The organism is Arthrobacter sp. M4 (assembly GCF_020251205.1).
In the GTDB taxonomy this organism is placed as follows: Bacteria; Actinomycetota; Actinomycetes; order Actinomycetales; family Micrococcaceae; genus Arthrobacter.
Map to the genome: position 1 here is coordinate 38,117 of NZ_JAIWYX010000001.1, position 22,196 is coordinate 60,312.

The 22,196-nt window shown below is 62.4% G+C and carries 19 protein-coding genes and 2 tRNA genes; 14 read left to right on the plus strand and 7 right to left on the minus strand.

Features of this window, described 5'->3' with window-relative positions; genetic code table 11:
- Positions 1–190 precede the first annotated feature (190 nt).
- From LD110_RS00215 to ettA, 3 genes are all read left to right on the plus strand, one after another.
- On the plus strand, positions 191–787 hold the full coding sequence (locus tag LD110_RS00215) for a single-stranded DNA-binding protein (RefSeq protein ID WP_225495458.1): 597 nt from the start codon (positions 191–193) through the stop codon (positions 785–787).
- 146 nt (positions 788–933) lie between these two features.
- On the plus strand, positions 934–1,524 hold the full coding sequence (locus LD110_RS00220) for a hypothetical protein (protein ID WP_225495460.1): 591 nt from the start codon (positions 934–936) through the stop codon (positions 1,522–1,524).
- A gap of 56 nt (positions 1,525–1,580) precedes the next feature.
- Complete coding sequence (gene ettA / locus LD110_RS00225; protein WP_225495461.1) at positions 1,581–3,263, plus strand: energy-dependent translational throttle protein EttA; 1,683 nt, start codon at positions 1,581–1,583, stop codon at positions 3,261–3,263.
- A gap of 98 nt (positions 3,264–3,361) precedes the next feature.
- Here ettA and tesB read toward each other — a convergent pair whose 3' ends face one another.
- Positions 3,362–4,318 carry an acyl-CoA thioesterase II gene (gene tesB / locus LD110_RS00230; RefSeq protein WP_225495462.1) on the minus strand — a complete coding sequence of 319 codons (957 nt, stop codon included), beginning with the start codon at positions 4,316–4,318 and terminating at the stop codon, positions 3,362–3,364.
- A 64-nt stretch (positions 4,319–4,382) separates the two neighbouring features.
- Between tesB and LD110_RS00235 the strand changes: the two genes are divergently transcribed.
- Entirely contained in the window at positions 4,383–5,054 is a 672-nt protein-coding gene (locus LD110_RS00235; protein WP_225495463.1) for a hypothetical protein, read from the plus strand.
- Between the two features lie 84 nt (positions 5,055–5,138).
- On the opposite strand, the gene LD110_RS00240 is transcribed toward LD110_RS00235, so the two are convergent.
- Positions 5,139–5,555, minus strand: a complete 417-nt coding sequence (locus tag LD110_RS00240) for a globin (protein WP_225496385.1) — start codon at positions 5,553–5,555, stop codon at positions 5,139–5,141.
- Positions 5,556–5,637: 82 nt separating this feature from the next.
- Positions 5,638–6,384 carry a mechanosensitive ion channel family protein gene (locus tag LD110_RS00245; RefSeq protein WP_225495464.1) on the minus strand — a complete coding sequence of 249 codons (747 nt, stop codon included), beginning with the start codon at positions 6,382–6,384 and terminating at the stop codon, positions 5,638–5,640.
- Between the two features lie 87 nt (positions 6,385–6,471).
- Between LD110_RS00245 and LD110_RS00250 the strand changes: the two genes are divergently transcribed.
- Positions 6,472–7,530 carry an NAD-dependent epimerase/dehydratase family protein gene (locus LD110_RS00250; protein ID WP_225495465.1) on the plus strand — a complete coding sequence of 353 codons (1,059 nt, stop codon included), beginning with the start codon at positions 6,472–6,474 and terminating at the stop codon, positions 7,528–7,530.
- A 219-nt stretch (positions 7,531–7,749) separates the two neighbouring features.
- Here the strand turns inward: LD110_RS00250 and LD110_RS00255 are convergent, their stop codons facing one another.
- Positions 7,750–8,229 carry an OsmC family protein gene (locus LD110_RS00255; RefSeq protein WP_225495467.1) on the minus strand — a complete coding sequence of 160 codons (480 nt, stop codon included), beginning with the start codon at positions 8,227–8,229 and terminating at the stop codon, positions 7,750–7,752.
- Between the two features lie 12 nt (positions 8,230–8,241).
- Positions 8,242–10,803 (minus strand): aminopeptidase N, encoded by a 2,562-nt coding sequence (pepN, locus tag LD110_RS00260; protein ID WP_225495470.1) that lies wholly within the window; start codon positions 10,801–10,803, stop codon positions 8,242–8,244.
- Positions 10,804–10,938: 135 nt separating this feature from the next.
- On the opposite strand from pepN, the gene LD110_RS00265 reads away from it, so the two are divergent.
- The 3 genes from LD110_RS00265 (at position 10,939) to LD110_RS00275 (ending at position 13,472) form a co-directional block, all read left to right on the plus strand.
- Complete coding sequence (locus tag LD110_RS00265; RefSeq protein ID WP_225495472.1) at positions 10,939–11,937, plus strand: hypothetical protein; 999 nt, start codon at positions 10,939–10,941, stop codon at positions 11,935–11,937.
- Positions 11,938–12,087: 150 nt separating this feature from the next.
- Positions 12,088–12,570 (plus strand): ribose-5-phosphate isomerase, encoded by a 483-nt coding sequence (locus tag LD110_RS00270; protein ID WP_225495474.1) that lies wholly within the window; start codon positions 12,088–12,090, stop codon positions 12,568–12,570.
- An 11-nt stretch (positions 12,571–12,581) separates the two neighbouring features.
- Positions 12,582–13,472, plus strand: a complete 891-nt coding sequence (locus tag LD110_RS00275) for an Fpg/Nei family DNA glycosylase (RefSeq protein ID WP_225495476.1) — start codon at positions 12,582–12,584, stop codon at positions 13,470–13,472.
- A gap of 157 nt (positions 13,473–13,629) precedes the next feature.
- Here LD110_RS00275 and LD110_RS00280 read toward each other — a convergent pair.
- A tRNA-Gly gene (locus LD110_RS00280) sits at positions 13,630–13,703 on the minus strand.
- 154 nt (positions 13,704–13,857) lie between these two features.
- Here LD110_RS00280 and LD110_RS00285 point away from each other — a divergent pair.
- From LD110_RS00285 to LD110_RS00310, 6 genes are all read left to right on the plus strand, one after another.
- Positions 13,858–13,932: transfer RNA gene (locus tag LD110_RS00285), tRNA-Pro, on the plus strand.
- Positions 13,933–13,995: 63 nt separating this feature from the next.
- On the plus strand, positions 13,996–15,399 hold the full coding sequence (tig, locus tag LD110_RS00290; RefSeq protein ID WP_225495478.1) for a trigger factor: 1,404 nt from the start codon (positions 13,996–13,998) through the stop codon (positions 15,397–15,399).
- A 280-nt stretch (positions 15,400–15,679) separates the two neighbouring features.
- A complete protein-coding gene (locus tag LD110_RS00295) occupies positions 15,680–16,291 on the plus strand; it encodes an ATP-dependent Clp protease proteolytic subunit (protein ID WP_308012400.1) in 612 nt (203 codons plus the stop codon).
- Positions 16,292–16,330: 39 nt separating this feature from the next.
- Positions 16,331–16,990 carry an ATP-dependent Clp protease proteolytic subunit gene (locus tag LD110_RS00300; protein WP_225495481.1) on the plus strand — a complete coding sequence of 220 codons (660 nt, stop codon included), beginning with the start codon at positions 16,331–16,333 and terminating at the stop codon, positions 16,988–16,990.
- 185 nt (positions 16,991–17,175) lie between these two features.
- Complete coding sequence (clpX, locus tag LD110_RS00305; RefSeq protein WP_225495482.1) at positions 17,176–18,462, plus strand: ATP-dependent Clp protease ATP-binding subunit ClpX; 1,287 nt, start codon at positions 17,176–17,178, stop codon at positions 18,460–18,462.
- A 78-nt stretch (positions 18,463–18,540) separates the two neighbouring features.
- Positions 18,541–19,152: a DsbA family protein gene (locus LD110_RS00310; protein WP_225495483.1), complete on the plus strand. Its 612-nt coding sequence runs from the start codon at positions 18,541–18,543 to the stop codon at positions 19,150–19,152.
- A gap of 362 nt (positions 19,153–19,514) precedes the next feature.
- Here the strand turns inward: LD110_RS00310 and valS are convergent, their stop codons facing one another.
- Entirely contained in the window at positions 19,515–22,136 is a 2,622-nt protein-coding gene (valS, locus tag LD110_RS00315) for a valine--tRNA ligase (RefSeq protein WP_225495484.1), read from the minus strand.
- Between the last annotated feature and the right edge of the window lie 60 nt (positions 22,137–22,196).

The window sequence follows — 22,196 nt, forward strand, 5'->3', positions numbered from 1 at the left end:
GAAAGTCTACAGTGCCCAAGGCCGCCACAAAGCTCTTTGACAGCGGGGCCGACGACTTCGACTTCCCCTCCACAGGGCAGGATTATCTCTGGCTATCCACATACGGCGCCATGGTCCTCCCGTCCGTTGTGAAAGGTCCGTGAAGCTGGTTCTACCAGACAGGCGAACCACCACACGGAAGGACACCACTATGAGTGACACCATCACAATTCGCGGCTTTGTCGCCTCGGAGATCAAGAGCAGCACTACACCCGGAGGAGTCTCAACGGCATCATTCAGGCTGGGCTCAACAGATCGACGTTTCGACAGGGCCAGCAACACATGGGTTGACGGAAACACCAACTGGTTTACGGTCCAATCGTTCCGTCAGTTGGCGGGCCACATTGGCTGCAGCGTCAAGAAGGGGCAGCGGGTCATCGTGGTGGGCAAGCTCAAGCTTCGCACGTGGGAGCACGAGGGGAAGTTCTACCATGTGGCGGAAATCGATGCCGAGTCTGTTGGCCATGACTTGATGTGGGGTTCAGCGAACTTCACACGAAGCACCTCCAGTTCCTCACCCCAGAGCCCGCAGTCGCAAGGGGCGCAGGCCCTGTCCGGCGCGCAGGCTTTGGGAGAACAGGCTCCCTGGCCTGCTGCTGAGGACCCGTCGGATGTCGACCACGAAGGGACGCCTGGCGAGGACACCGATGGGGTCCTGACTGAGGGAGCCGATGGAAGCGCACTCTTCGTTGACCCTGGCACAGGCGAGGTGCTCGAATCCGAAGATTTGGAACCCGCAGCCGCTTGAAAGCCGTTCAGATGTTGGATGGGCAACAAGGGCGGCGGCGTTGGAAACTGGCGTGGGAAACTACAGTTGAGCGGCGCCGCCCCGGGTCGCAACGCCCTTCCCGGACGTGCGGCGTGGGGGCGCCCGGGCCATGACAGAATGGCACGGTGACGAGCGACGAATCGCAGGCCACAGAGCCGGGCGCACTTGTTCTTGAAGGTTTTTCCGGTGGCGCACCGGCATTCGGGCAACGACGGGAGGCCTTCGGCGCTTGGGGGAGGCCCGGTGCAGTGTGTGCGCTGGCCGTAGTCGGGCTGTTTGGCATTGTTGGATGCCAGGCGGACGGTGGTCGGACATCCCAAGGCCCCTCAACTTCAACAACGACGGCAACGGCTTCAGCAACACCTTCGCCGACGCCAACCGGCCCCGCGGCGTCCGCCAGCACCGCACCGAGCCCCGCCACAGCTACGGCTCGGCTGCAGGCCACCATGGATGCCACGCTTAGGGCCTCGGTCGCGGGAACATCGGTGCCAGACCAGGAGAAACTGCGCGGAGCCTTGGCGGCAGCGGGCATCCCGGCCCAGGACCTCGAGGTTTCCGTGAGCCGCACGCCGACCGGGCTGGATGTAGATGCCATTGAAGCTGCCGCCAAAAGCGGAAACGACTGCGTAGTAGGTCAGATCCGCGAAGGAAGAGTGTCCATTGTGGTCCTGCCCGTCCTGTCTAGCGGGAAGTGCTTCGTCGGGGATTCCCGATAGCCTCCCAACCGGCGAGAAATGTGAGATATCCGGCCCAAACCACTAGATTTGGAACCATGCCGGAATTCATTTACACCATGACCAAGGCCCGCAAGGCCGTTGGTGACAAACTTATCTTGGACGACGTCAGCATGTCGTTCTTCCCGGGCGCCAAAATCGGCGTTGTTGGCCCCAACGGCGCCGGCAAATCCACGATTCTCAAGATCATGGCCGGACTCGACACGCCATCCAACGGCGAGGCGCGCCTCAGCCCCGGCTACACCGTGGGAATCCTGCTCCAGGAGCCCCCGCTGAACGAGGAGAAGACCGTTCTGGGCAACGTCCAGGAAGGCGTTGGCGAGATCTACGGCAAGATCCAGCGTTTCAACGAGATCTCCGAGGAGATGGCCAACCCGGATGCGGACTATGATTCGCTGCTGGACGAGATGGGCAAACTCCAGGAAGCCATCGACGCCGCTGACGCGTGGGACATCGACTCCCAGCTGGAGCAGGCAATGGACGCCCTGCGCTGCCCACCGCCGGAATCCGATGTCACGGTGCTTTCCGGCGGTGAGCGTCGCCGTGTGGCCCTCTGCAAGCTCCTTCTTCAGAAGCCCGACCTTCTCCTGCTCGACGAACCCACCAACCACCTGGATGCCGAAAGCGTTCTGTGGCTGGAGCAGCACCTCGCCAAGTACCCCGGAGCCGTCCTTGCGGTGACCCACGACCGGTACTTCCTGGACCACGTGGCGGAATGGATCGCCGAGGTGGACCGCGGCCACCTCTACCCGTACGAGGGGAACTACTCCACGTACCTGGAGAAGAAGCGTGCACGCCTCGAGGTCCAAGGCAAGAAGGATGCCAAGCTGGCAAAGCGCTTGTCCGAGGAACTCGAATGGGTCCGCTCCAACGCCAAGGGCCGGCAGACCAAGTCGAAGGCCCGCCTGGCGCGGTACGAGGAGATGGTTGCCGAGGCCGAGCGTACTCGGAAGCTGGACTTCGAAGAGATCCAGATCCCGCCGGGACCGCGCCTGGGCAGCCTGGTCATTGAGGCCACCGACCTCAAGAAGGGCTTCGATGACCGTATCCTCATTGAGGACCTCTCCTTCTCGCTGCCCCGCAACGGTATCGTCGGAGTTATCGGTCCCAACGGCGTCGGCAAGTCCACCCTGTTCAAGACAATCGTTGGGCTTGAGCAGTTGGACGGCGGAGATCTGAAGATCGGTGAGTCGGTCAAGATCTCCTACGTTGACCAGTCGCGTGGTGGCATCGACCCCAACAAGACCCTTTGGGAAGTCGTGTCGGACGGACTTGACCACATTCAGGTTGGTCAGGTCGAAATGCCTTCCCGCGCCTACGTTTCCGCGTTCGGATTCAAGGGCCCGGACCAGCAGAAGAAGGCCGGTGTGCTGTCCGGCGGTGAGCGCAACCGCCTGAACCTGGCGCTGACGCTCAAGCAGGGTGGAAATCTGCTCCTGCTTGACGAGCCGACCAACGACCTCGATGTTGAAACGCTCAGCAGCCTTGAGAATGCCCTGCTCGAGTTTCCTGGCTGCGCCGTTGTTGTGTCGCACGACCGCTGGTTCCTGGACCGCGTGGCAACCCACATCCTGGCTTACGAAGGCGACGACGAAAACCCGTCCAAGTGGTACTGGTTCGAGGGCAACTTCGAGTCGTACGAGGAGAACAAGGTCGAACGTCTTGGGCCTGAAGCGGCGAAGCCTCACCGCGTCACCCATCGTCGCCTGACGCGCGACTAGAGACCGTTCGTTGCAATGGCAGCAATAAGGGAGCCGGATCCATCGGGATCCGGCTCCCTTATTGCTGCGGCATTCGGTTCAGTCGCGTTTCGATCCGTCTAGGCAGGGGTTCCCTCCATGGGACCTGACCGGGCAGCCCCGCTTGCTCCGCCCTCAGGCATCCGGACCATGCCTTCTTGGGCCACGGAAGCCACATGGACCCCATCCCGGTTGAAGATCCTGCCCATAGCCAGCCCACGGGCTCCTTGGGCGGAGGGGGATTCCTGAACGTACAGCAGCCATTCATCGACTCGCACGGGACGGTGCCACCACATCGCGTGGTCCAGGCTGGCAACGCTCATGCCAGGAGTCATCCAGCTCAACCCATGGTTGCGGAGCACTGACTCCAGGAGGGTGTAGTCGCTAGCGTAGGCGAGGGCCGCGCGATGCAGATTGTCGTCATCTGGCATGGGGCCAAAAGTTTTCATCCAGACGGCGTTGCTTGCCTCATGGCGTTTGTCTGCGGAGACGTAGATGGCGGGATCGATGTGCCGAATGTCGAAAGGCCGTTCAAACGCCAGGTGCCTCGCAACTGGATGGTCGAAGCGACTCAGAAGGTCTGCTGTGCTGGGCAGCGTCTCGGGGTCGGGAACACCCTCAGGCATGGCCGACTGATGCTCAACGCCGTTGTCCGCTGTTTGGTAGGACGCGATCATCGACAGGATGGGAATGCCGTCCTGGTAGGCGTGGACGCGTCGAGCAGAGAATGACCGGCCGTCCCTCAGCCGTTGTACCCCGAACGTGATCGGCTTGTCGGCGTCGCCAGGACGAAGGAAGTAGCCGTGCATCGAATGCACAGTCCGTTCGCTGTCCACGGTCCGCATGGCAGCCACCAAGGATTGCGCAAGCACCTGGCCACCAAAAACGCGCTGCCTGGGCTGCTTTTGTGATGGCCCGAGGAAGATGTCTTCATCGGTCCTGGCACCTTCGAGCTGTCCCAGGTCCAGCAAATCGATGAGGGTGGTTGTAGGGTCCTGTTTCGCCTCGCGGTCGACGTCGGCCGTGGTGTCAGTCATGGTCTGACTCTAGACTGCGGCCCGAACAGCGCTCAACCGATGCCGTGCCGGTAGAGTCAATCGTGTGACCGACGTGTTGACCCAATCCCTCCGGTTCGCCGATCCTCGTGACCTGGCCGACCTTCGAACGTACGCTACACGCGCTAAGTCGATCGATGACGGCGCCATTCGGCTCCAGGCTGCAGGACAGGTACTCGCGGCTTACGTTTGCGTGCTGCGGCCGCGACTCTTGGGGGAATCCACGCCCACCATCCTCGGTTTGCGCACCATGGCCCTCGCCGAGCCAGCCCAACTGGATGTCACGGTGTCGCTGTCATCCGTCCTTGATCGGCTTGCACGTGCCGGCGCCGAAGACGTGGAACTTCCGGTCCCGCCGACCACCGTGTCAGAGTCGTGGACAGGCGTCAGCGCTCCTCGAACTGGCTGGGAACCCTTGGGGACGGTAAGTGACGCCGAGCTGAAGGAAGCCGCCGACGCCGGCATCGCCGAAGTGGCACGCACGGTCCCAGACCGGCCTGGAACACTGATGGTGAACAACACTCGGGCTGCAGTGTGGGGCCGTGGCCTTGCAACGGCTGCCGGAATTCCCGCGGGCGCCGCGTTCGCAGCCTACGCCCTCGGGTTCCTGGGCGAAGGCGAACAAGCGCTTTTTCGCAACGGTCGGTGGTTCCGTGTAAGCGGGGTCCGGGGCCACGTCCTTGTCCGCACCGGAGCCGGGCTGGGCCTCTCGGCTTAGCTGTTCGCCGAGCCTGCCCGAGCCGCGCCCAGCCTGCCGAACTCGTCGACGCGCCCACAGGAGGCTAGGCGGGTGGACAGAGATTTATTGGACGGCCGATGGGCTGTTCACCATGGTGAGGGCAGCGCGCTCCATGTAGTCCCACAGCGTTCCCTCGTGCAAAGGCGGGAGCTCCAACGAATCCACGGCAGCACGCATATGGAAGAGCCAGCGGTCCTTTGCCTCGGGCGTGACGCGGAAGGGCATGTGCCGCATGCGCAGGCGTGGGTGGCCACGTTCCTGGCTGTAGGTTGTGGGTCCGCCCCAGTATTGCTCAAGGAACATCAGGAACCGGCGCTTGGCGGGCCCCAGGTCCTCTTCCGGGTACATCGGGCGAAGCAATGGATCCTTCGCCACGCCGTCGTAGAAGACATCGATGAGCTTCACGAACGTTTCGTGGCCACCCACGGCGTCGTAAAAGCTGTCTGTGTAACCCGGCTGGCTGAACGGATCGTTTTGCATGAGGGGTCGCCCTGCAAGCGGGGTTCTCCCAGCGGGATCCGGCGCTGAAGCCTGGGGATGGCCCGGGGGCTGCTCGGTCATGCTATTCACTCGCCTTCTGGTCGGGGTGCTCTGTGGTCTTGGGGGACGCCGGCACGCTGGCGGCCCGACTTGTCGAGGGGACACCGCTTGACGAATTCTCCTCGGCTGCTGCGGAATCGACGTCCGGTTGCGACGGGACATAATTGCCTTGCGACCTGTTTCCGACGCGAAGGATCTCACCGTTCCGCAAGTACCAGATGGCGCCGTCCTCTGCCCGGACGCGGGTGATGCGCAGACCCACGGACTCCACTATCCCGACCACTTCGCTGGTCTCTATGACATCTCCGATGCCGTACTGGTCCTCGATAGTGATGAAGATCCCGGCCAGGAAGTCACGGATAAGCTGCTGGGCGCCGAAGCCAATCGCCACACCGAGGATTCCAACGCTGGTCAACAGCGGCGTGATGTCTACATTGAGATACCTCAGGATGTAAATGATTGAGATCGTCACCACCGCTACGGTTGCGACGCTTTTGAGCAAGGATCCAATGGTGTGCGCCCTTTGGGCCCGTCGTTCGTGATCCAATGCTCTCAGCGCTGGTGCCACCCACTTGAAGTGCGGTTTTTTGAAGAAGGTGGTTCCCGCGGCCACCCTTTTGGTGATTCGGGAAATTGCAAAGCTCGCGATCAACCAGATTACGGTTCCCACGCCAAGTGTGATGAAGATGCCTGCCAAGTCGATCGCTGCTACGTCCCTGACTATGGCATCGGTCGATGTTTCCTGGACTGCTGCGGCGTTGCTGTACATCGTTGGGGTTTGCTCCTGCTAAATAGTTCGTTCGCGGGGCGCGGACAGACCTGTCCTGTTCCAACCCTATAGCCGTAGCGTGTGGCCATGCGCATCCTCATTTTGGGCGGCACGGCGTTCCTTTCGGCGGAGATTGCCCGCCAATCAGTCATAGCCGGTCACAGCGTCACCTGCCTGGCTCGCGCTAGCACAAGGTTGCCTCCCCCGGGAGCACGCCTGGTGCGCGCAGACCGCTCCGGTAACGCAGACGCGTATGAAGCGCTGGAGGGCGATTGGGACGCCGTCGTCGAAGTTGCCCGCGACCCGGTTCAGGCGCGACAAGCGCTCAAAGCGCTGGCGGGACGCACCCGCCATTGGACATTCGTGTCGAGCTGTTCCGTGTACGCCAGGCACGATATTCCGGGCGGGGACGAGTCTGCCGCCCTCTTGGCAGCGCTGCCGGAGGGTGCGTCGTATTCAGCGGACGTATACGGAGAAGCGAAAGTTGCCATCGAGGCCGCAACCAACGAGTTGGTTGGTGACCGGGCGCACATTGTGAGGGCGGGGCTGATCGCCGGTCCTGGCGACGAAACGGACCGTTATGGCTACTGGCCGGCGCGCTTCGCCCGATCACAGCACTCAAGTGCGGCCGGCGAAACGGACTCCCAGGTCCTGGTGCCTGACGTTCCGGATCAGCACACTCAGGTGATTGATGTGCGCGACGTCGCCGCATGGGTACTCGACGCAGCCGGACGGGGCATCGCCGGAACCTACAACGCAGTGGGCGACGTGGTGCCCTTTGCCGACGTCGTTGCCGCCTCCGAGCGGCTGGCCCGCCAGCTGTCCCAAGACCCCGACGGCGGCCGCGTCCTTGGAGGCGCCAACTGGTTTGTGAGGCCCGCGCCAGAGCGGTGGCTGGTGGCGCACGGCGTGGGTTATTGGTCCGGTCCGGACTCGCTCCCGCTGTGGCTGCCGCCCCAGCATGAGGGATTCTCCGCCCGGTCCAACGCAGCTGCCCGAAATCTGGGCCTCCAGCTCCGTCCTTGGGAGGACACGCTCCAGGCAACACTCGACGACGAATTGGCCCGCGGACTCAACCGCCGGCGCAACGCGGGAATGAGTCCGGCGACGGAGGCTGCGTTGCTCGCCGAGCTCGCGGCCCGATAGCCAAGCAGCTGCTACCGCCACCTCCCCGCCGCCTGCGGTGCGGACCCCGCCTGGCGCGCACACTTCGCCTGGCGCGCAGACCCCGACGGCGGTGCGGGCCCCGACGGCGGTGCGGGCCCCGACGGCGGTGCGGGCCCCGACGGCGGTGCGGGTCCCGCCTGTTGTGCGGACCCCGCCAGGCGTGCAGACCCCGCCTGCGGGGCATTTCCGACGGCGGCGCTACGGGGAAGCTGTCAGTGTGACAGGCTCGTGGTGGACCGGGAAATTGACGCTGCGTGCAATGAAGCACACGTTGTTGGCTTCATGATGCATTTCCGCCATCAGATCAAGATGTGCGGGGTTCGCCAGGGTGACAGTTGGCCGGAGTGTCACCACCTCGAACTGCCCGCTGCCGTCCCTGTTCAGCCGCATCATTCCCGTCGCGGAATCCACATAATCTGTGACGATGACGCCGCGCTTCACTGCCACATGCAGGAAGGACAGCATGTGGCATTGCGAAAGTGCCGCCAAAAGCAACTGTTCCGGGTTGTAGCGGGACCTATCGCCGTGGAAGGTTGGATCGGACGATCCCCTAAGGACCGGCAGGCCCGGAATCTCGACGTCGTGGTCCCGGGAATAATCCCTATAACCGGACGTGCCAGTTCCCCTGTTACCGGTCCAGCGGACCGTCAATTCGTAGTGGTGTTCGTCAATGCTCATAGCCCTGTTTCCCTAGACATCGGCCGCCCTTGCCCGCAGGGCGCGCGCAACGCCGTCGCGGTTTTCCAGCATCATGCGCCGCAGGGCGGCGTCACCCTCAGCCAGGCCACTGATGAACTCGTCAGTGCGCGCCACGGTCGCCTCGGTTGTCAGCTGGGCAGGGTAGAGGCCGACGACGATCTGCTGCGCCAGCGCATGCGTGCGGTCTTTCACGATTCCGGGAACAGCCTTGAAGTAGCGCTCAGCAAACGGCTCCAGCAGCGATGTGTCGGGAACGCGGGTGAAGCCGGCGACGGCGGACGCCTGCAACGCGTTCGACAGTTCGCCCTCGACGACGATCGACTCCCAGGCCGCTTCCTTCGCTTCCGCCGTGGGAATGGCCGCTTTAGCCAAAGCAGCGGCATTCTGGCCGTTGGAGGTGTTGTCCCGCTCCAGTTCCGTGTCGATCTCTGCCTGCACGGCACGTCCGCCAACCACCAGCGATTGGAGCAGCTCCCAGCGAAGGTCCTGGTCCACGGTGAGGTTGTCAAGGATGAGGCTTCCGTCCAGCAGGCCTTGCACGGTATCCAACTGTCCAGAGCTGCGGGCGTGGAGCGCAAAAGCCTTGACGAACTGCAGCTGCGCATCCGAACCCGGGCCGACTTCCTTGGCAAGCCGCCACAGAGTGTCCGCTGCGGAAACGATTGCTGCGTCTTTGTGCGCTTCGGCCACATAATAGGTCAGGGTAGTGGCGAGTTGGCGAAGCTGTACCAGGATGACGGAGGAGTCGGATTCCTCGGCAATGTTGGCCAGGATCAGCTGCACGTATTCCCGTGCCGGAGTTTCGCCGTCGCGCGCCGCGTCCCAGGCCGAACCCCACACGAGCGTGCGCGGCAGACTCGCGGCAAAGTCTTTCAGGTGGGCCTTGGCCGTGGCCCAGGAAGTCTCGTCGAGGCGGACCTTGGCGTAGGCAAGGTCGTCGTCGTTGAGCAGGAGCAAGTCGGGGCGGCGCATTCCTTCCACACCGGCAACGTTTGTGCGTTCGCCGTCGACGTCGAGTTCCTCGCGGTGAACCCGCTCGAGGCGACCGCCGGGGGAGAGGTTATAGAACCCCACCGCCAGGCGGTGCGGACGAAGGGTTGGCTGTTCTTTGATCGCGGTTTGGACGATCGACAAGGACGTAATGGTGCCGTGGTCGTCAACGTGGATCTCCGGCGCAAGTGTGTTGACGCCACTGGTCTCCAGCCAGAGCTTGCCCCAGTGGTCCAAATCACGGCCGCTGGCAGCCTCCAGTTCCTGCATGAGGTCCTCGAGTTCGGTGTTCTGCCATGCGTGCTTCGCGAAGTATTTCCGAACGCCCGCCATGAATTCTTCCTGGCCAACCCAGGCGACGAGTTGCCGCAGGACGGAGGCCCCCTTGGCATACGTGATGCCGTCAAAATTCACTTCGACGTCCCGCAGGTCGTTGATCTCCGCGAAAATCGGGTGCGTCGTGGGCAGTTGATCCTGGCGGTAGGCCCAGGACTTCTCCACTGAGGCGAAAGTAGTCCAGGCATGGTCGAATTCCGTGTTCTCCACAGCGGCCAGGTGCGACATGTATTCCGCGAAGGACTCATTGAGCCAGAGGTCGTTCCACCAACGCATCGTTACGAGGTCGCCGAACCACATGTGGGCCAGTTCGTGCAGCACGGTGATCGCGCGCCGTTCCACCTGGGCGCCGGTGACCTTACCCCGGAATACATAGCCTTCCAGGATGGTGACGGCTCCCGCGTTCTCCATCGCACCGGCGTTGAACTCCGGCACGAACAGCTGATCATATTTTTCGAAGGGGTACGCAAAGCCGAACTGCTTTTCAAAGAATTCAAAGCCCTGCCGGGTCAAAGTGAAAATGTTGTCGGCGTCCAGGTATTGCATAAGGGACTTCCGGGCAAAGACGCCCAGCGGGATGACCCTGCCGTCTGCGCTGGTGACTTCGCTCCGGACCGACTGGTACGGCCCCGCGATGAGCGCCGTCACGTAGGAGGACAGCCGCGCAGTTGGCGCAAAGGCCCACACCGAGCGGGCCGCCCCGTCCTGCCCCGGTTCTGTTTCGACAGGCGCTGGCGTGGGGGAGTTGGACACAACGTCCCAGTGCGACGGTGCCGTGACCGTGAACTTGAACGTGGCTTTGAGGTCTGGCTGCTCAAAGACAGCAAACATCCGCCGGGAGTCCGGAACCTCGAACTGCGTGTAAAGGTAAACCTCGCCGTCCACCGGGTCCACGAACCGGTGGAGACCTTCGCCGGTGTTCATGTACGGGGCGTCGGCAACCACTGTCAGCTGGTTGTGGTCTTCCAGCGCCGGTAGTTGGATGCGCACCCCGTCAGACACTTCGGCCGGGTCCAGGGAACGGCCATTGAGTGTCACTGAATGGACCTTGTTGGTGATCGCGTCGATGAACGTTGATGACCCTGCCACAGCCGTAAACCGGACCACCGTTGTGGAACCGAACACTTCGGCGCCCTTGGTGAGGTCAAGAGCTACCTCGTAGGAATCAACGGTGACGAGGGCGGCGCGTTCACTGGCTTCAGCGCGCGTCAGGTTCAGGCCTGGCAAGTTGGTGCCTCCAGATGGTCGGGGATTCGCCGCCTGGCTCCGGCCGACGGCGGCACTGTGAAGCCATTCTTTCAGTTTGGGTGTGGAAGGCAAGGACGTGGTTCCGGGTGTCTCGCGCCGGAGTAGCGTTGAGGCATGGGATGGTTTCGTGACTCGCTGGACCTGCGGGCCCTTCGCTTCGCCGTGGCTTTTCCGCTGCTGCTCGCGGCAGCGTTCGCTGTATGTGCCTGGCTTTTGCGAGCCGACCTTCCCGAACCCGTAGCCATTGCCTGGGATACGCGAGGTGGAACCGCGTTCGTTCCGTTCGGCATCTATGTCCTGGCCGGGGCATTGCTGATCACGGCCGTGGGCTGGGTCGTGTTCGCCCAGGCCGTTCCTATCTCCCGGCCGATCATCATGCGGCGGATCATGATGGGACTGGGCCTGATGACCAGCCTCTTCACCACATCCGTGCTGGCGGCCGGCATAGTGGGACAAGCCGGCGTCGCGGACGCGCGTGACTCGCACGTCGACGCCACAGTCCTCGCCTTGGGCAGCGGCGCGGCGCTTTCCCTCGGTGTCGTTATGTCCTTTGCCTTCAAGCCGGATGCCCGTTGGACGCCGGAGGACGACAGGGCCCTGGCCCGTGAATTCGACCTTCATGAGGATCCGCTGCTCGCCGAAGATTCAATGAAGCTGTGGGTGCATGCACGGAGTTCGGTCTTTGTGATGATCTGCGTGGCGTCCCTGTTTCCTGCGGCACTGATAGCCGTGGCGCTCCCTTGGTTGGGCGCCCTTCTGGCGGTGGTGGCCGCCGTCGGAGCGGGGTTCCTGTTCGCCAGGGTCCGGGCCGATCGCCGAGGCCTGCGCGTTTTCGTTGCCGGAGCCCTGCGGGTCCTGGACGTGCCAGCAGCAGACATAACCGGGGCGACGGCGGCCGACGTGAAGGCGGCTGACTTCGGCGGATGGGGCTTCCGGCACCACGGCGGCTCCACAGCCATGTTGGTCAGCAGTGGACCTGCCGTCCTGGTGAACCGTCGCAACGGCCGGAGGATCGCCCTGAGTGCAGGCACTCACGACGCCGCCGCGCGCCTTGCCTGGATACTCAACAGGGTTGCGGCCAGGGCGCAACGCGAAGAACAGCCGCCGCAGTAGTGCAAGGGCGGCCCTACCACTCCGAGCGCCCTCGACTGCAGTGGTAACAAGGGAGCCAAGGGTCACTGGCCTAGTAGTCTATGTACGCACCTCGAACCGCCCGCGCCTGGCAGAAAGCAGCCTCGGCGCGCCCAACTGAATGGACTACCCGTGACCACACCCCGCGTCCACATCGCCACGGACCACGCCGGCATGGAGCTCAGCGCACACTTGGTCAAGCACCTCACAGCCAAGGGCTACGAAGTCACTGACCACGGACCCGCGGAATACGACGCCCTGGACGACTACCCCTCCTTCTGCATCAACGCGGCACGGGCCGTGGTCGCGGACCAGGAGGCTGGAGTGCACGCCCTCGGCATCGTGCTTGGCGGATCGGGCAATGGCGAACAGATCGCTGCGAACAAGGTCAAGGGCGTCCGCGCAGCCCTCGCTTGGAACCTCTCCACCGCCCGGCTTGCCCGCGAACACAACGACGCCAACGTAGTAGCCGTGGGCGGCCGCCAGCACACCGTCGAGGAAGCCACAGAGATCATCGAGGCATTCCTGGCTGAGCCTTTCAGTAACGATGAACGGCACATCCGCCGTATCGGCAAAATCGCAGCCTACGAGACCACCGGCGAGATCATTCCCTAGGTCCCAAGGCAATGCCTGAAGGCCATTCGATCCATCGGCTCGCTCGGCAGTTCCAGGACGTCTTCGCCGGCGAGAGGCTAGCCGTCAGCAGCCCCCAAGGGCGATTCGCAGAGGGTGCGGCACTGCTCGACGGCGGCGTCCTCGCCTCCGCGCTGGCACACGGGAAGCAACTCTTCCTGCATTTTTCGCACGGTCTTGTCCTCCATGTCCATCTGGGGCTCTATGGCGCCTGGGACTTTGGGGGAGATGAACAGTTCGCCGGCGCGTCAAGTATCGGCGCGCCGCGCCGCATTGGCGAACGTGAAGCAGCCAGGCGGCTGGAGGACAGCCAGTATGCGGGTCCTCCCGAGCCGGTAGGCGCTGTCCGGGTTCGGCTCGTCTCCCGCAACGGTTGGGCTGATCTACGCGGGGCGACCACATGCGCAGCAATCACGGAAGCGGAAGCGCGTGCCGTCGTCGGGCGCTTGGGACCCGACCCGCTCCATAACGTTTCGGGCGACCGGGAAGAGTTCACACGGCGGCTGGGCCGCCGGAAAACGACCCTGGCGCTGCTGATGATGGACCAGTCCGTGCTGGCTGGAGTCGGCAACATTTACCGGGCAGAGGTGCTGTTCCGGCAAGGCCTGGACCCGTGGCTGCCCGGCAACGCCCTCGACGCCGGTACGGCTGGCCGTCTTTGGGACGACACCGTGGCGGCCATGGCGGACGGAGTCCGCGATGGCCGTATCGTCACGACGCCCGCGTCCTACCGTCAGGAAGGTGCGGCAGCAGCGAACGACGGCGATGTGCCCCATTTCGTCTATAAGCGGCACGGCATGCCGTGCCTCGTGTGCGGCACGGAAGTCCGCCTGGCGGAGGTTGGCGCCCGGAAACTCTACTGGTGCCCCAACTGCCAGAAGTGAGGCTGTCGGTGCTGGATTTGTGAGGCTCACAGTCTGAGGCCCCAAAGCCCCACCGCGCTGAATGAGCAACGCGCTGAATGACCAGCGCGCTGAATGAGACGACGAAATCACCCCGACCACTAGGACCGGGGTGTTTCGTAACTTATTTTGTTTTCCGTGGAGGGGACGACGGGAATCGAACCCGCGTAATCAGTTTGGAAGACTGAGGCTCTACCATTGAGCTACGTCCCCGAGAAGCCGTTCCGCGGCATTGCTTACTCAAAGTAACCGCTGCGGTGGTCTTTCCGGCTGGCTGTGAAGCCGGATATAACTAAACCTAATGCAGGTGCCAAGTGTCAAATGTGCAATTGGGCGTGCCGTGGCCGTAGACTGTCCTGTGCATTCACGGGGTGTAGCTCAGCTTGGCTAGAGCGCCTGCTTTGGGAGCAGGAAGTCGCAGGTTCAAATCCTGTCACCCCGACTCTGTGCGACCGTCGAATGCCGACGCCAGAACCCAATCCATACAACCAGGAGTACTTAGACTGTGAAGAGCGCTGTCGAGAACCTCACCGCCACGCGGGTCAAGCTCAACGTTGAGGTTCCCTTCGAGGAACTGAAGCCGAGCATCGACGCCGCTTACAAGACTGTGGCTTCGCAGATCCAGGTCCCCGGCTTCCGCAAGGGCAAGGTTCCTGCCAAGCTGATCGATCAGCGCGTCGGCCGCGGTTACGTCCTGGAGACGGCCATCAACGACGGCCTCAACGGCTGGTACCAGTCGGCAGTCCAGGAAACCGGCATTCGCCCGCTGAGCCGCCCCGAGGTCGAGATCACCGAGGTGCCGGACCCGTCGGCGACGGATGGCGAACTCAAGTTCCAGGTCGAGCTGGACGTCCGTCCCGAGATCGAGCTGCCGGACTACTCCGGCATCAAGGTGGAGGTCGAGGCTGCAGAGGCTTCCGACGCTGACGTCGAGAAGGCCCTTGACGAGCTGCGCGGCCGTTTCGGAACCCTGAACCCGGCTGACCGCCCCGCCAAGGACGGCGACTTCCTGACCATCGACATCACCGCGACCATTGACGGTGAAGAGGTTGACTCCGCTGCCGGCTTGTCCTACCAGGTTGGCTCGGGCACCATGCTCGATGGCCTCGACGAGGCCGTTACCGGCCTGTCCGTCGACGAGGACGCAATCTTCGACACCACGCTGGTGGGTGGCGAGCACGCAGGCGACGCCGCACAGGTCAAGGTTGTTGTGAAGGCTGTCAAGGAGCGCGAGCTGCCTGAGGCTGACGACGACTTCGCCCAGCTGGCTTCCGAATTCGACACTCTGGAGGAGCTGCGCGCCGACTTGGCGAAGCAGGCCGCCGAGTCCAAGGTTGTGGGTCAGGGTGTTGAGGCCCGCGACAAGGTCCTCGACAAGCTCCTGGAACTCATCGAGGTACCGATTCCCGAGTCCGTGATCGCCGAGCAGATTGAATCGCACTTCAGCCAGGAAGGCTCCCACGGCGAAGGTGAACACGACACCGAAGAGCACCGCGCCGAGGTCAAGGCCAACACCGAGCGGGCTTTCCAGAACGAGATCATCCTTGACGCGATCGCCGACAAGGAAGAAGTAGGCGTCAGCCAGAACGAGCTGATCGACTACATCGTCACCACCGCCAGCCAGTACGGTATGGATCCCAACCAGTTCGCCCAGATCATTGACCAGAGCGGCCAGGTTCCCATGATGGTTTCCGAGGTCCGCCGCCGTAAGGCACTCGCAGTGGTGCTCGGCCAGGCTGAGGTTGTGGACACCGAGGGCAACAAGGTCGACCTGAGCGACTTCGTCCGCCCCGCAGGTGCCGAAGAGCCCGCAGGCGCTGAAGCTCCGGAGGCAGCTGAAGAGGCCGCTTCCGAGGAGTCACCGGCGGTTGCCACCGCCAGCGACGACCCCGCAGCCGTCAAGTTCTGATGCCTGTGCCGCGTACAGAACGCGGTCAAATGCAGCCGTGATCCAGTGCTCCCTGATCCAACGATCGGGGAGCACTGAGTCGTTAACAGGCGCTCAGTTTGGCCTCCTCGGCTTGCTGATCCGGAATCCTGCGCCGTCAGCGAACAGTGCGATTCCGACGAACAAAACACCTCTGAAAACGGTTAGTGTCCAAGTAGTGAAGTTCAGAAATGGCACTTCAGGATGACACTGTCACCAGCGAGAGGTAATAAAAATGTCACAGTATTCAGAGGCACCGCGGATGGCCACGGTCGACCCGGCAGCCCAGGACAACTACATCTACAACCGCTTGCTGAAGGAACGGATCATCTGGCTGGGCTCCGAGGTCCGCGACGAGAACGCCAACGCCATCTGCTCACAGCTGCTGCTCCTCTCGGCCGAAGATCCCGAGAAGGACATTTATCTGTACATCAACTCGCCGGGCGGTTCCGTTACGGCGGGTATGGCCATTTATGACACCATGCAGTTCATCCCGAACGACGTCGTCACTGTGGCCACCGGCCTCGCGGCCTCCATGGGCCAGTTCCTGCTGTCCTCGGGCACCAAAGGCAAACGCTACGCCACTCCCAACGCCCGCATCCTGATGCACCAGCCCTCCGGCGGTATCGGAGGCACCGCGTCGGACATCAAGATCCAGGCCGAACTGATCCTGCACATGAAGAAAGTCATGGCTGAGCTGACCGCAGAGCAGACCGGCCAGACCGTTGAACGGATCCTCAAGGACAACGACCGTGACAAGTGGTTCACGGCCGCGGAGGCCCTTGACTACGGCTTCTTCGACAAGATCTCGGCCCATGCGGGATCGGTCGCCGGCGGCGGCGGAACGCAGAACGCATCGAACTCGCAGAAGTAACCGGCCAACCTTCCACTCTGAGATCAGGAGCAACAAGACATGAACTACAACTTCGGATGGTCGGCCGGTAATCTCCCGTCAAGCCGCTACGTCCTGCCCCAGTTCGAGGAACGGACGCCCTACGGCTTCAAGCGCCAGGACCCCTACACCAAGCTGTTCGAGGACCGCATCATCTTCCTGGGCGTGCAGGTTGACGATGCGTCTGCCGACGACATCATGGCGCAGCTGCTTGTTCTCGAGTCCACCGATCCGGACCGTGACATTACGCTGTACATCAACTCGCCGGGTGGCTCGTTTACCGCCATGACCGCCATCTACGACACCATGCAGTACATTCGCCCGGAGATCCAGACCGTCTGCCTGGGACAAGCCGCCAGCGCGGCCGCAGTTCTCCTCGCGGCCGGTACCCCGGGCAAGCGACTTGCCCTTCCCAACGCCCGGGTGCTGATCCACCAGCCGGCGCTCTCGGGAGGACAGGGCGGCCAGGCATCGGACCTCGAAATCCAGGCTGCCGAAGTAATGCGTATGCGGACATGGCTTGAAGACGCGCTTGCCCTGCACTCCGGGCGCACTTCTGAGCAGGTCAACAACGACATCGAGCGCGATAAGATCCTTACCGCGGCGGAGGCGCAGGAATACGGGCTGATCGACCAGGTTCTCGATTCCCGGAAGATCAAGCACCAGGCAATCGCCCGCTAGGAGCACTTACATTCACCGGTGTGGTTCAGAAATATGGACCGCACCGGTGTTCTGTATCCACCCCATGGGCCTATTGTGACCTAGAGTGGAACATGTCACGCTTGGACGTCCAGCCGCGACCGCCGGCAATTCAAGGGGCGTAGACCGGTGTGCCGGCGCAGGAAGTAGTGAAGGGACTTACACACATGGCTCGCATTGGCGAAAGCACGGATCTGCTGAAGTGTTCTTTTTGTGGAAAGAGCCAGAAGCAGGTGCGGAAGCTGATTGCCGGGCCAGGAGTCTACATTTGTGACGAATGCATTGAGCTGTGCAACGAGATCATCGAAGAGGAGCTCGCGGAAGTCGCAGACCTCGGCAGCTTCGAACTGCCCAAGCCCCGCGAGATCTTCGACTTTCTCCAGGAATACGTGATTGGGCAGGAGCCTGCCAAGCGCTCACTCGCCGTCGCCGTCTACAACCACTACAAGCGGATCCAAGCAGGCCACGCGCCAAAGAGCGGAAACCTTAGCGACGGGCACCACGAGGACGTGGAGATCGCCAAGTCCAACATCCTGCTCATTGGCCCCACAGGTTGTGGCAAGACGTACCTTGCCCAAACCCTTGCCCGCAGGCTCAACGTCCCGTTCGCCGTCGCCGACGCTACTGCACTGACGGAAGCAGGCTACGTTGGTGAAGACGTCGAAAATATCCTGCTGAAACTCATCCAAGCTGCGGACTACGACGTAAAAAAGGCCGAGCAGGGCATCATCTATATCGATGAGATCGACAAGATTTCCCGCAAAAGCGAAAACCCGTCCATAACGCGTGACGTATCCGGCGAGGGCGTTCAGCAGGCATTGCTTAAGATCCTGGAAGGCACGGTGGCTTCCGTCCCGCCGCAGGGAGGCCGCAAGCACCCGCACCAGGAATTTATCCAGATCGATACAACAAATGTTCTTTTCATCGTGGCCGGAGCATTCGCTGGGCTGGAGGACATCATCGGTTCGCGGTCCGGTCGCAAAGGCATCGGTTTTGGGGCCCCGCTGAATGAGGTCAAGGACAATGTCGATTCCTACGGCGAGGTAATGCCCGAGGACCTCTTGAAGTTTGGACTGATCCCCGAATTTATCGGCCGACTTCCCGTTATCACAACAGTGTCAAACCTTGACCGCTCGGCACTCATCCAAATCTTGTCCACCCCCAAGAACGCGCTGGTGAAGCAATACCAGAAGATGTTCCAGCTGGACGGCGTGGAATTGGTTTTCGACGACGAGGCATTAGACGCGATCGCGGACCAGGCCTTGGAACGCGGCACCGGGGCTCGTGGCCTGAGGGCCATCATGGAGGAAGTCCTGCTGCCGGTGATGTTTGACCTGCCGAGCCGTGACGACATCGCCAGCGTTGTTATCACCTCCGATGTGGTCAATAAGAAGGCCCAGCCCACCATGATCGCCCACGAGGTTGTGGCTAAGCGCCGGAATAAGTCCGCCTGACCTCTGGTTACGGGTAGTGTGCCGCCCTGGTCAGGGCGCGTGGAAAATGTCTGTACCCAAAAGTTGAGGAGTACTCCTGTGTCCGCACCTGCCGACAAAGCAGATTTTTGGTTCGACCCCATTTGTCCATTTGCGTGGGTGACATCACGCTGGATCGGGGAAGTTGAAGAAGTCCGCGGCATCCAGACGAAGTGGCACGTCATGAGCCTGTCGGTGCTCAACGAAGGCCGTGACCTTCCCGCAGAATACCGCGAAAGGATGGACAACTCCTGGGGCCCGGTGCGTGTGATCATCGCCGCCCAGGAACAGCACGGCGAACAGGTCGTGAAGCCGCTCTACGACGCGATGGGCGAGCAAATCCACCATCAGGGCAACAAGGACCTCGATTCCGTGATTGCCAAGGCCCTTGCGGAGACGGGGCTTCCCGCGGAGCTTGCCCGGTTCGCCGACAGCGACGAGTTCGACCAGCAGCTGCGCGCAAGCCACGAGGCCGGCATCTCCCTGGTGGGCCAGGACGTTGGCACACCTGTGGTTGCCTTCAACGGCACGGCCTTCTTTGGGCCTGTGCTGACGCGGATTCCGCGGGGTGAAGACGCCGGCCGAATCTGGGACGCTACGGTCTCGCTCGCTTCCTATCCCCATTTCTTTGAACTGAAGCGTACGCGCACGGAACGGCCGGAATTCAACTAATCCGGCTCCTTCCGGCCGCCGATTGGCGTGTTTGGTGGATCCAACGGCTACAAGACAGCCCCGGAGAATTACAGCAGAGTAGTTCTTTCGGGGCTCTTGTGCATCCGAGGGTGCGGGACAACAATGGAATTTACCCACTTCGAAAGAAGAGGGACACGGGAACCAAAGATTCTGAGACTAGCAATCAACGCAGCCTTCGGCAAAGTTGAAAGCAGGCTACCGGTGACGAGGTAGTAAGACCTGAAAGTCTGAGGATTCCGCCAGACTGTCAAGCCGTCACCAGACAGCCGAAAAGTCGAAGCCCCACCAACGGCAAAACGCTGATGGGGCTTCCCCTTTGCCCAAAACCAGGCAGATGACTCCTAGGCTTCGGCCGGGGCCTCCGCAGGGGCCAGCACAACCTCGCTCACCACGAGTTCCCCGTCGCCTGAAACCAAGGTGATGTCGCGGGCATTGGCTGCCGCCTTGAGGTCCGCCAGGCCCGCCTTAAGCTGCGTCACGAGTGATTCCGTAGCGGTGATGGTTGCAGACAGCACCTCAGTACGCTGCTTGACCTTCGCCTCCGACTTCGCCTTGCGAATGCCGCTCAGCGCCATGCCAACGGTGCCCAGCATCGCCGTGTCACCATCTGTGATCGCCAGAGCGGAAGGCCAGGACGCACGGTGCACCGATCCGCTTCGCCACCAGCTCCACACTTCTTCAGTGGCGAACGGAAGGACGGGGGCGAAAAGACGTAGGAGAGAGTCCAGCGTAGTTGCCAAAGCCGCCAGGACAGAAGCCTGCTCCTGCTCGCCGGCGGCACCGTAGGCCCGGTCCTTGATGAGTTCTACGTAGTCGTCCGTAAACTGCCAGAAGAACGACTCTGTGAGCTGCAGGGCCCGTGCGTGGTCGTAGCCCTCGAATGCTTTGGTGGCCTGCGAGACAACGTCGGACAGCTGCGCGAGCAGTGCACGGTCCAGCGGGTTGGTGAGCACCGGGTGGTCTCCGCTGACGACGTTGTTCTCCGTTGCGCCAAGGTTCAGCACGAATTTCGACGCGTTGAGCAGCTTGATGGCCAGCCGTCGGCCGATCTTCATTTGTGCGATTTCGTAGGCAGTGTCGGCGCCGAGCTTGGCGGATGCAGCCCAGTACCGCACGGCGTCCGAACCATATTCGTCCAGGACGTCAGTTGGCACCACAACGTTGCCCTTGGACTTGGACATCTTCTTGCGGTCTGGGTCGAGGATCCAGCCGGAAATCGCGGCGTGCTTCCACGGCGCCACCGACTGGAGGGCGTCGGCGCGGACTGCTGAGGAGAAAAGCCACGTGCGGATGATGTCGTGACCCTGCGGACGCAGGTCAAACGGGAAAACCTTGCCGAAGAGCTCGTCGTCCCTGCTCCAGCCGCCAACAATCTGCGGTGTCAGGGAGGACGTGGCCCAGGTGTCCAGGATGTCCGCGTCGCCAATGAATCCATTGGGCTGGTCCCTCTGGGATTCGTCATATCCCGGGGCGGGATCGGCTACGGGATCCACCGGCAGCATCTCGTCCGATGGGACGATTGGGTTTTCGAAGTCCGGGTTGCCCTGGGCATCGAGTGCATACCAGACCGGGATGGGAACGCCGAAGAACCGCTGCCGGGATACCAGCCAGTCGCCGTTGAGGCCGGCGATCCAGTTCTCGTACCGGGAGCGCATAAAGGAGGGGTGGAAGTCGATCTCGTGGCCGCGCTGGATAAGGCGTTCGCGACGGTCCTCGTCACGTCCACCGTTTCGGATGTACCACTGCCGGGAGGTGACTACCTCAAGGGGCTTGTCGCCCTTCTCATAGAAATTGACCGGGTGGACGATCTTCTTCGGTTCACCGTCCAGTAGGGAAGCTTCCGTGAGCATCTCCACCACGGCTTCCTTGGCCGAGAAGACCGTCTTCCCGGCGATTGCTGCGTACGCTTCGCGGCCTGCGTTGGTGGTGATCCATTCTGGCGTTTCAGGGGAAATGCGGCCGTCCCGGCCAACGATGGCGCGGGTTGGCAGCTGGAGTTCCCGCCACCAGGTGACGTCGGTGAGGTCACCGAAGGTACAGACCATGGCTATACCGGAGCCCTTATCCGACTTGGCCAGCGGATGGGAGCGGACCTCGAGTTCCACGTCGAATAGCGGGGACTTCACCTTCTTGCCGAACAGCGGCTGGTACCGTTCGTCGTCGGGGTTGGCCACCAGGGCGGCGCAGGCGGCCAGGAGTTCGGGACGCGTGGTCTCAACGAAAACCTTGTCCCCGTCCTCGGTGAAGAACGGGTAGCGGTAATAGGCGCTGGGCATGTCACGGTCTTCGAGTTCGGCCTGGGCAACGGCGGTGCGGAAGGTGACGTCCCACAGCGTGGGAGCCTCGGCAATGTAAGCGTCGCCCGCGGCCAGGTTGGCCAGGAAGGCACGCTGGGACACGGCACGTGAGTTGTCGTCGATGGTGCGGTACGTGAGCCGCCAGTCGACGGATAGGCCCAAGGTGCGGAAGAGGTTTTCGAAGACCTTCTCGTCCTCGACCGCCAGCTCCTCACACAGCTCAATGAAGTTCTGCCGGGAGACGACGTCGAAGTCCCGCTGGTTTTTGGCCGGCTGCGCAGGGGGAAGATAGTTGGGGTCGTAAGGGATGGCTGGATCGCAACGGACACCAAAGAAGTTCTGCACTCGACGCTCAGTGGGCAGGCCGTTGTCGTCCCATCCCATGGGGTAGAACACGTTCTTGCCGCGCATCCGCTGGTAGCGTGCCACCACGTCGGTGTGAGTGAAGGAAAACATGTGGCCCACGTGCAGCGAACCGGACGCCGTCGGCGGGGGAGTGTCGATGGAGTAGACCTCGGCCCGGCTTGTGTCGGCGTTGAAAGCGTAAGTCTCTTCTTCAAGCCAGCGCTGTGAGAGGGCAGCTTCGAGGCCCTCGAGGGCCGGCTTGTCCGGGACGTTGATGGGGGTGGTTTCGGGCGTGTCTGTACCCAAGTGTGATTCAGCCATGCCGCAATTGTCCCATGATCCGTTGGACGGTTCCGCCCGGCGGATCCGAAAGCGGCGGCC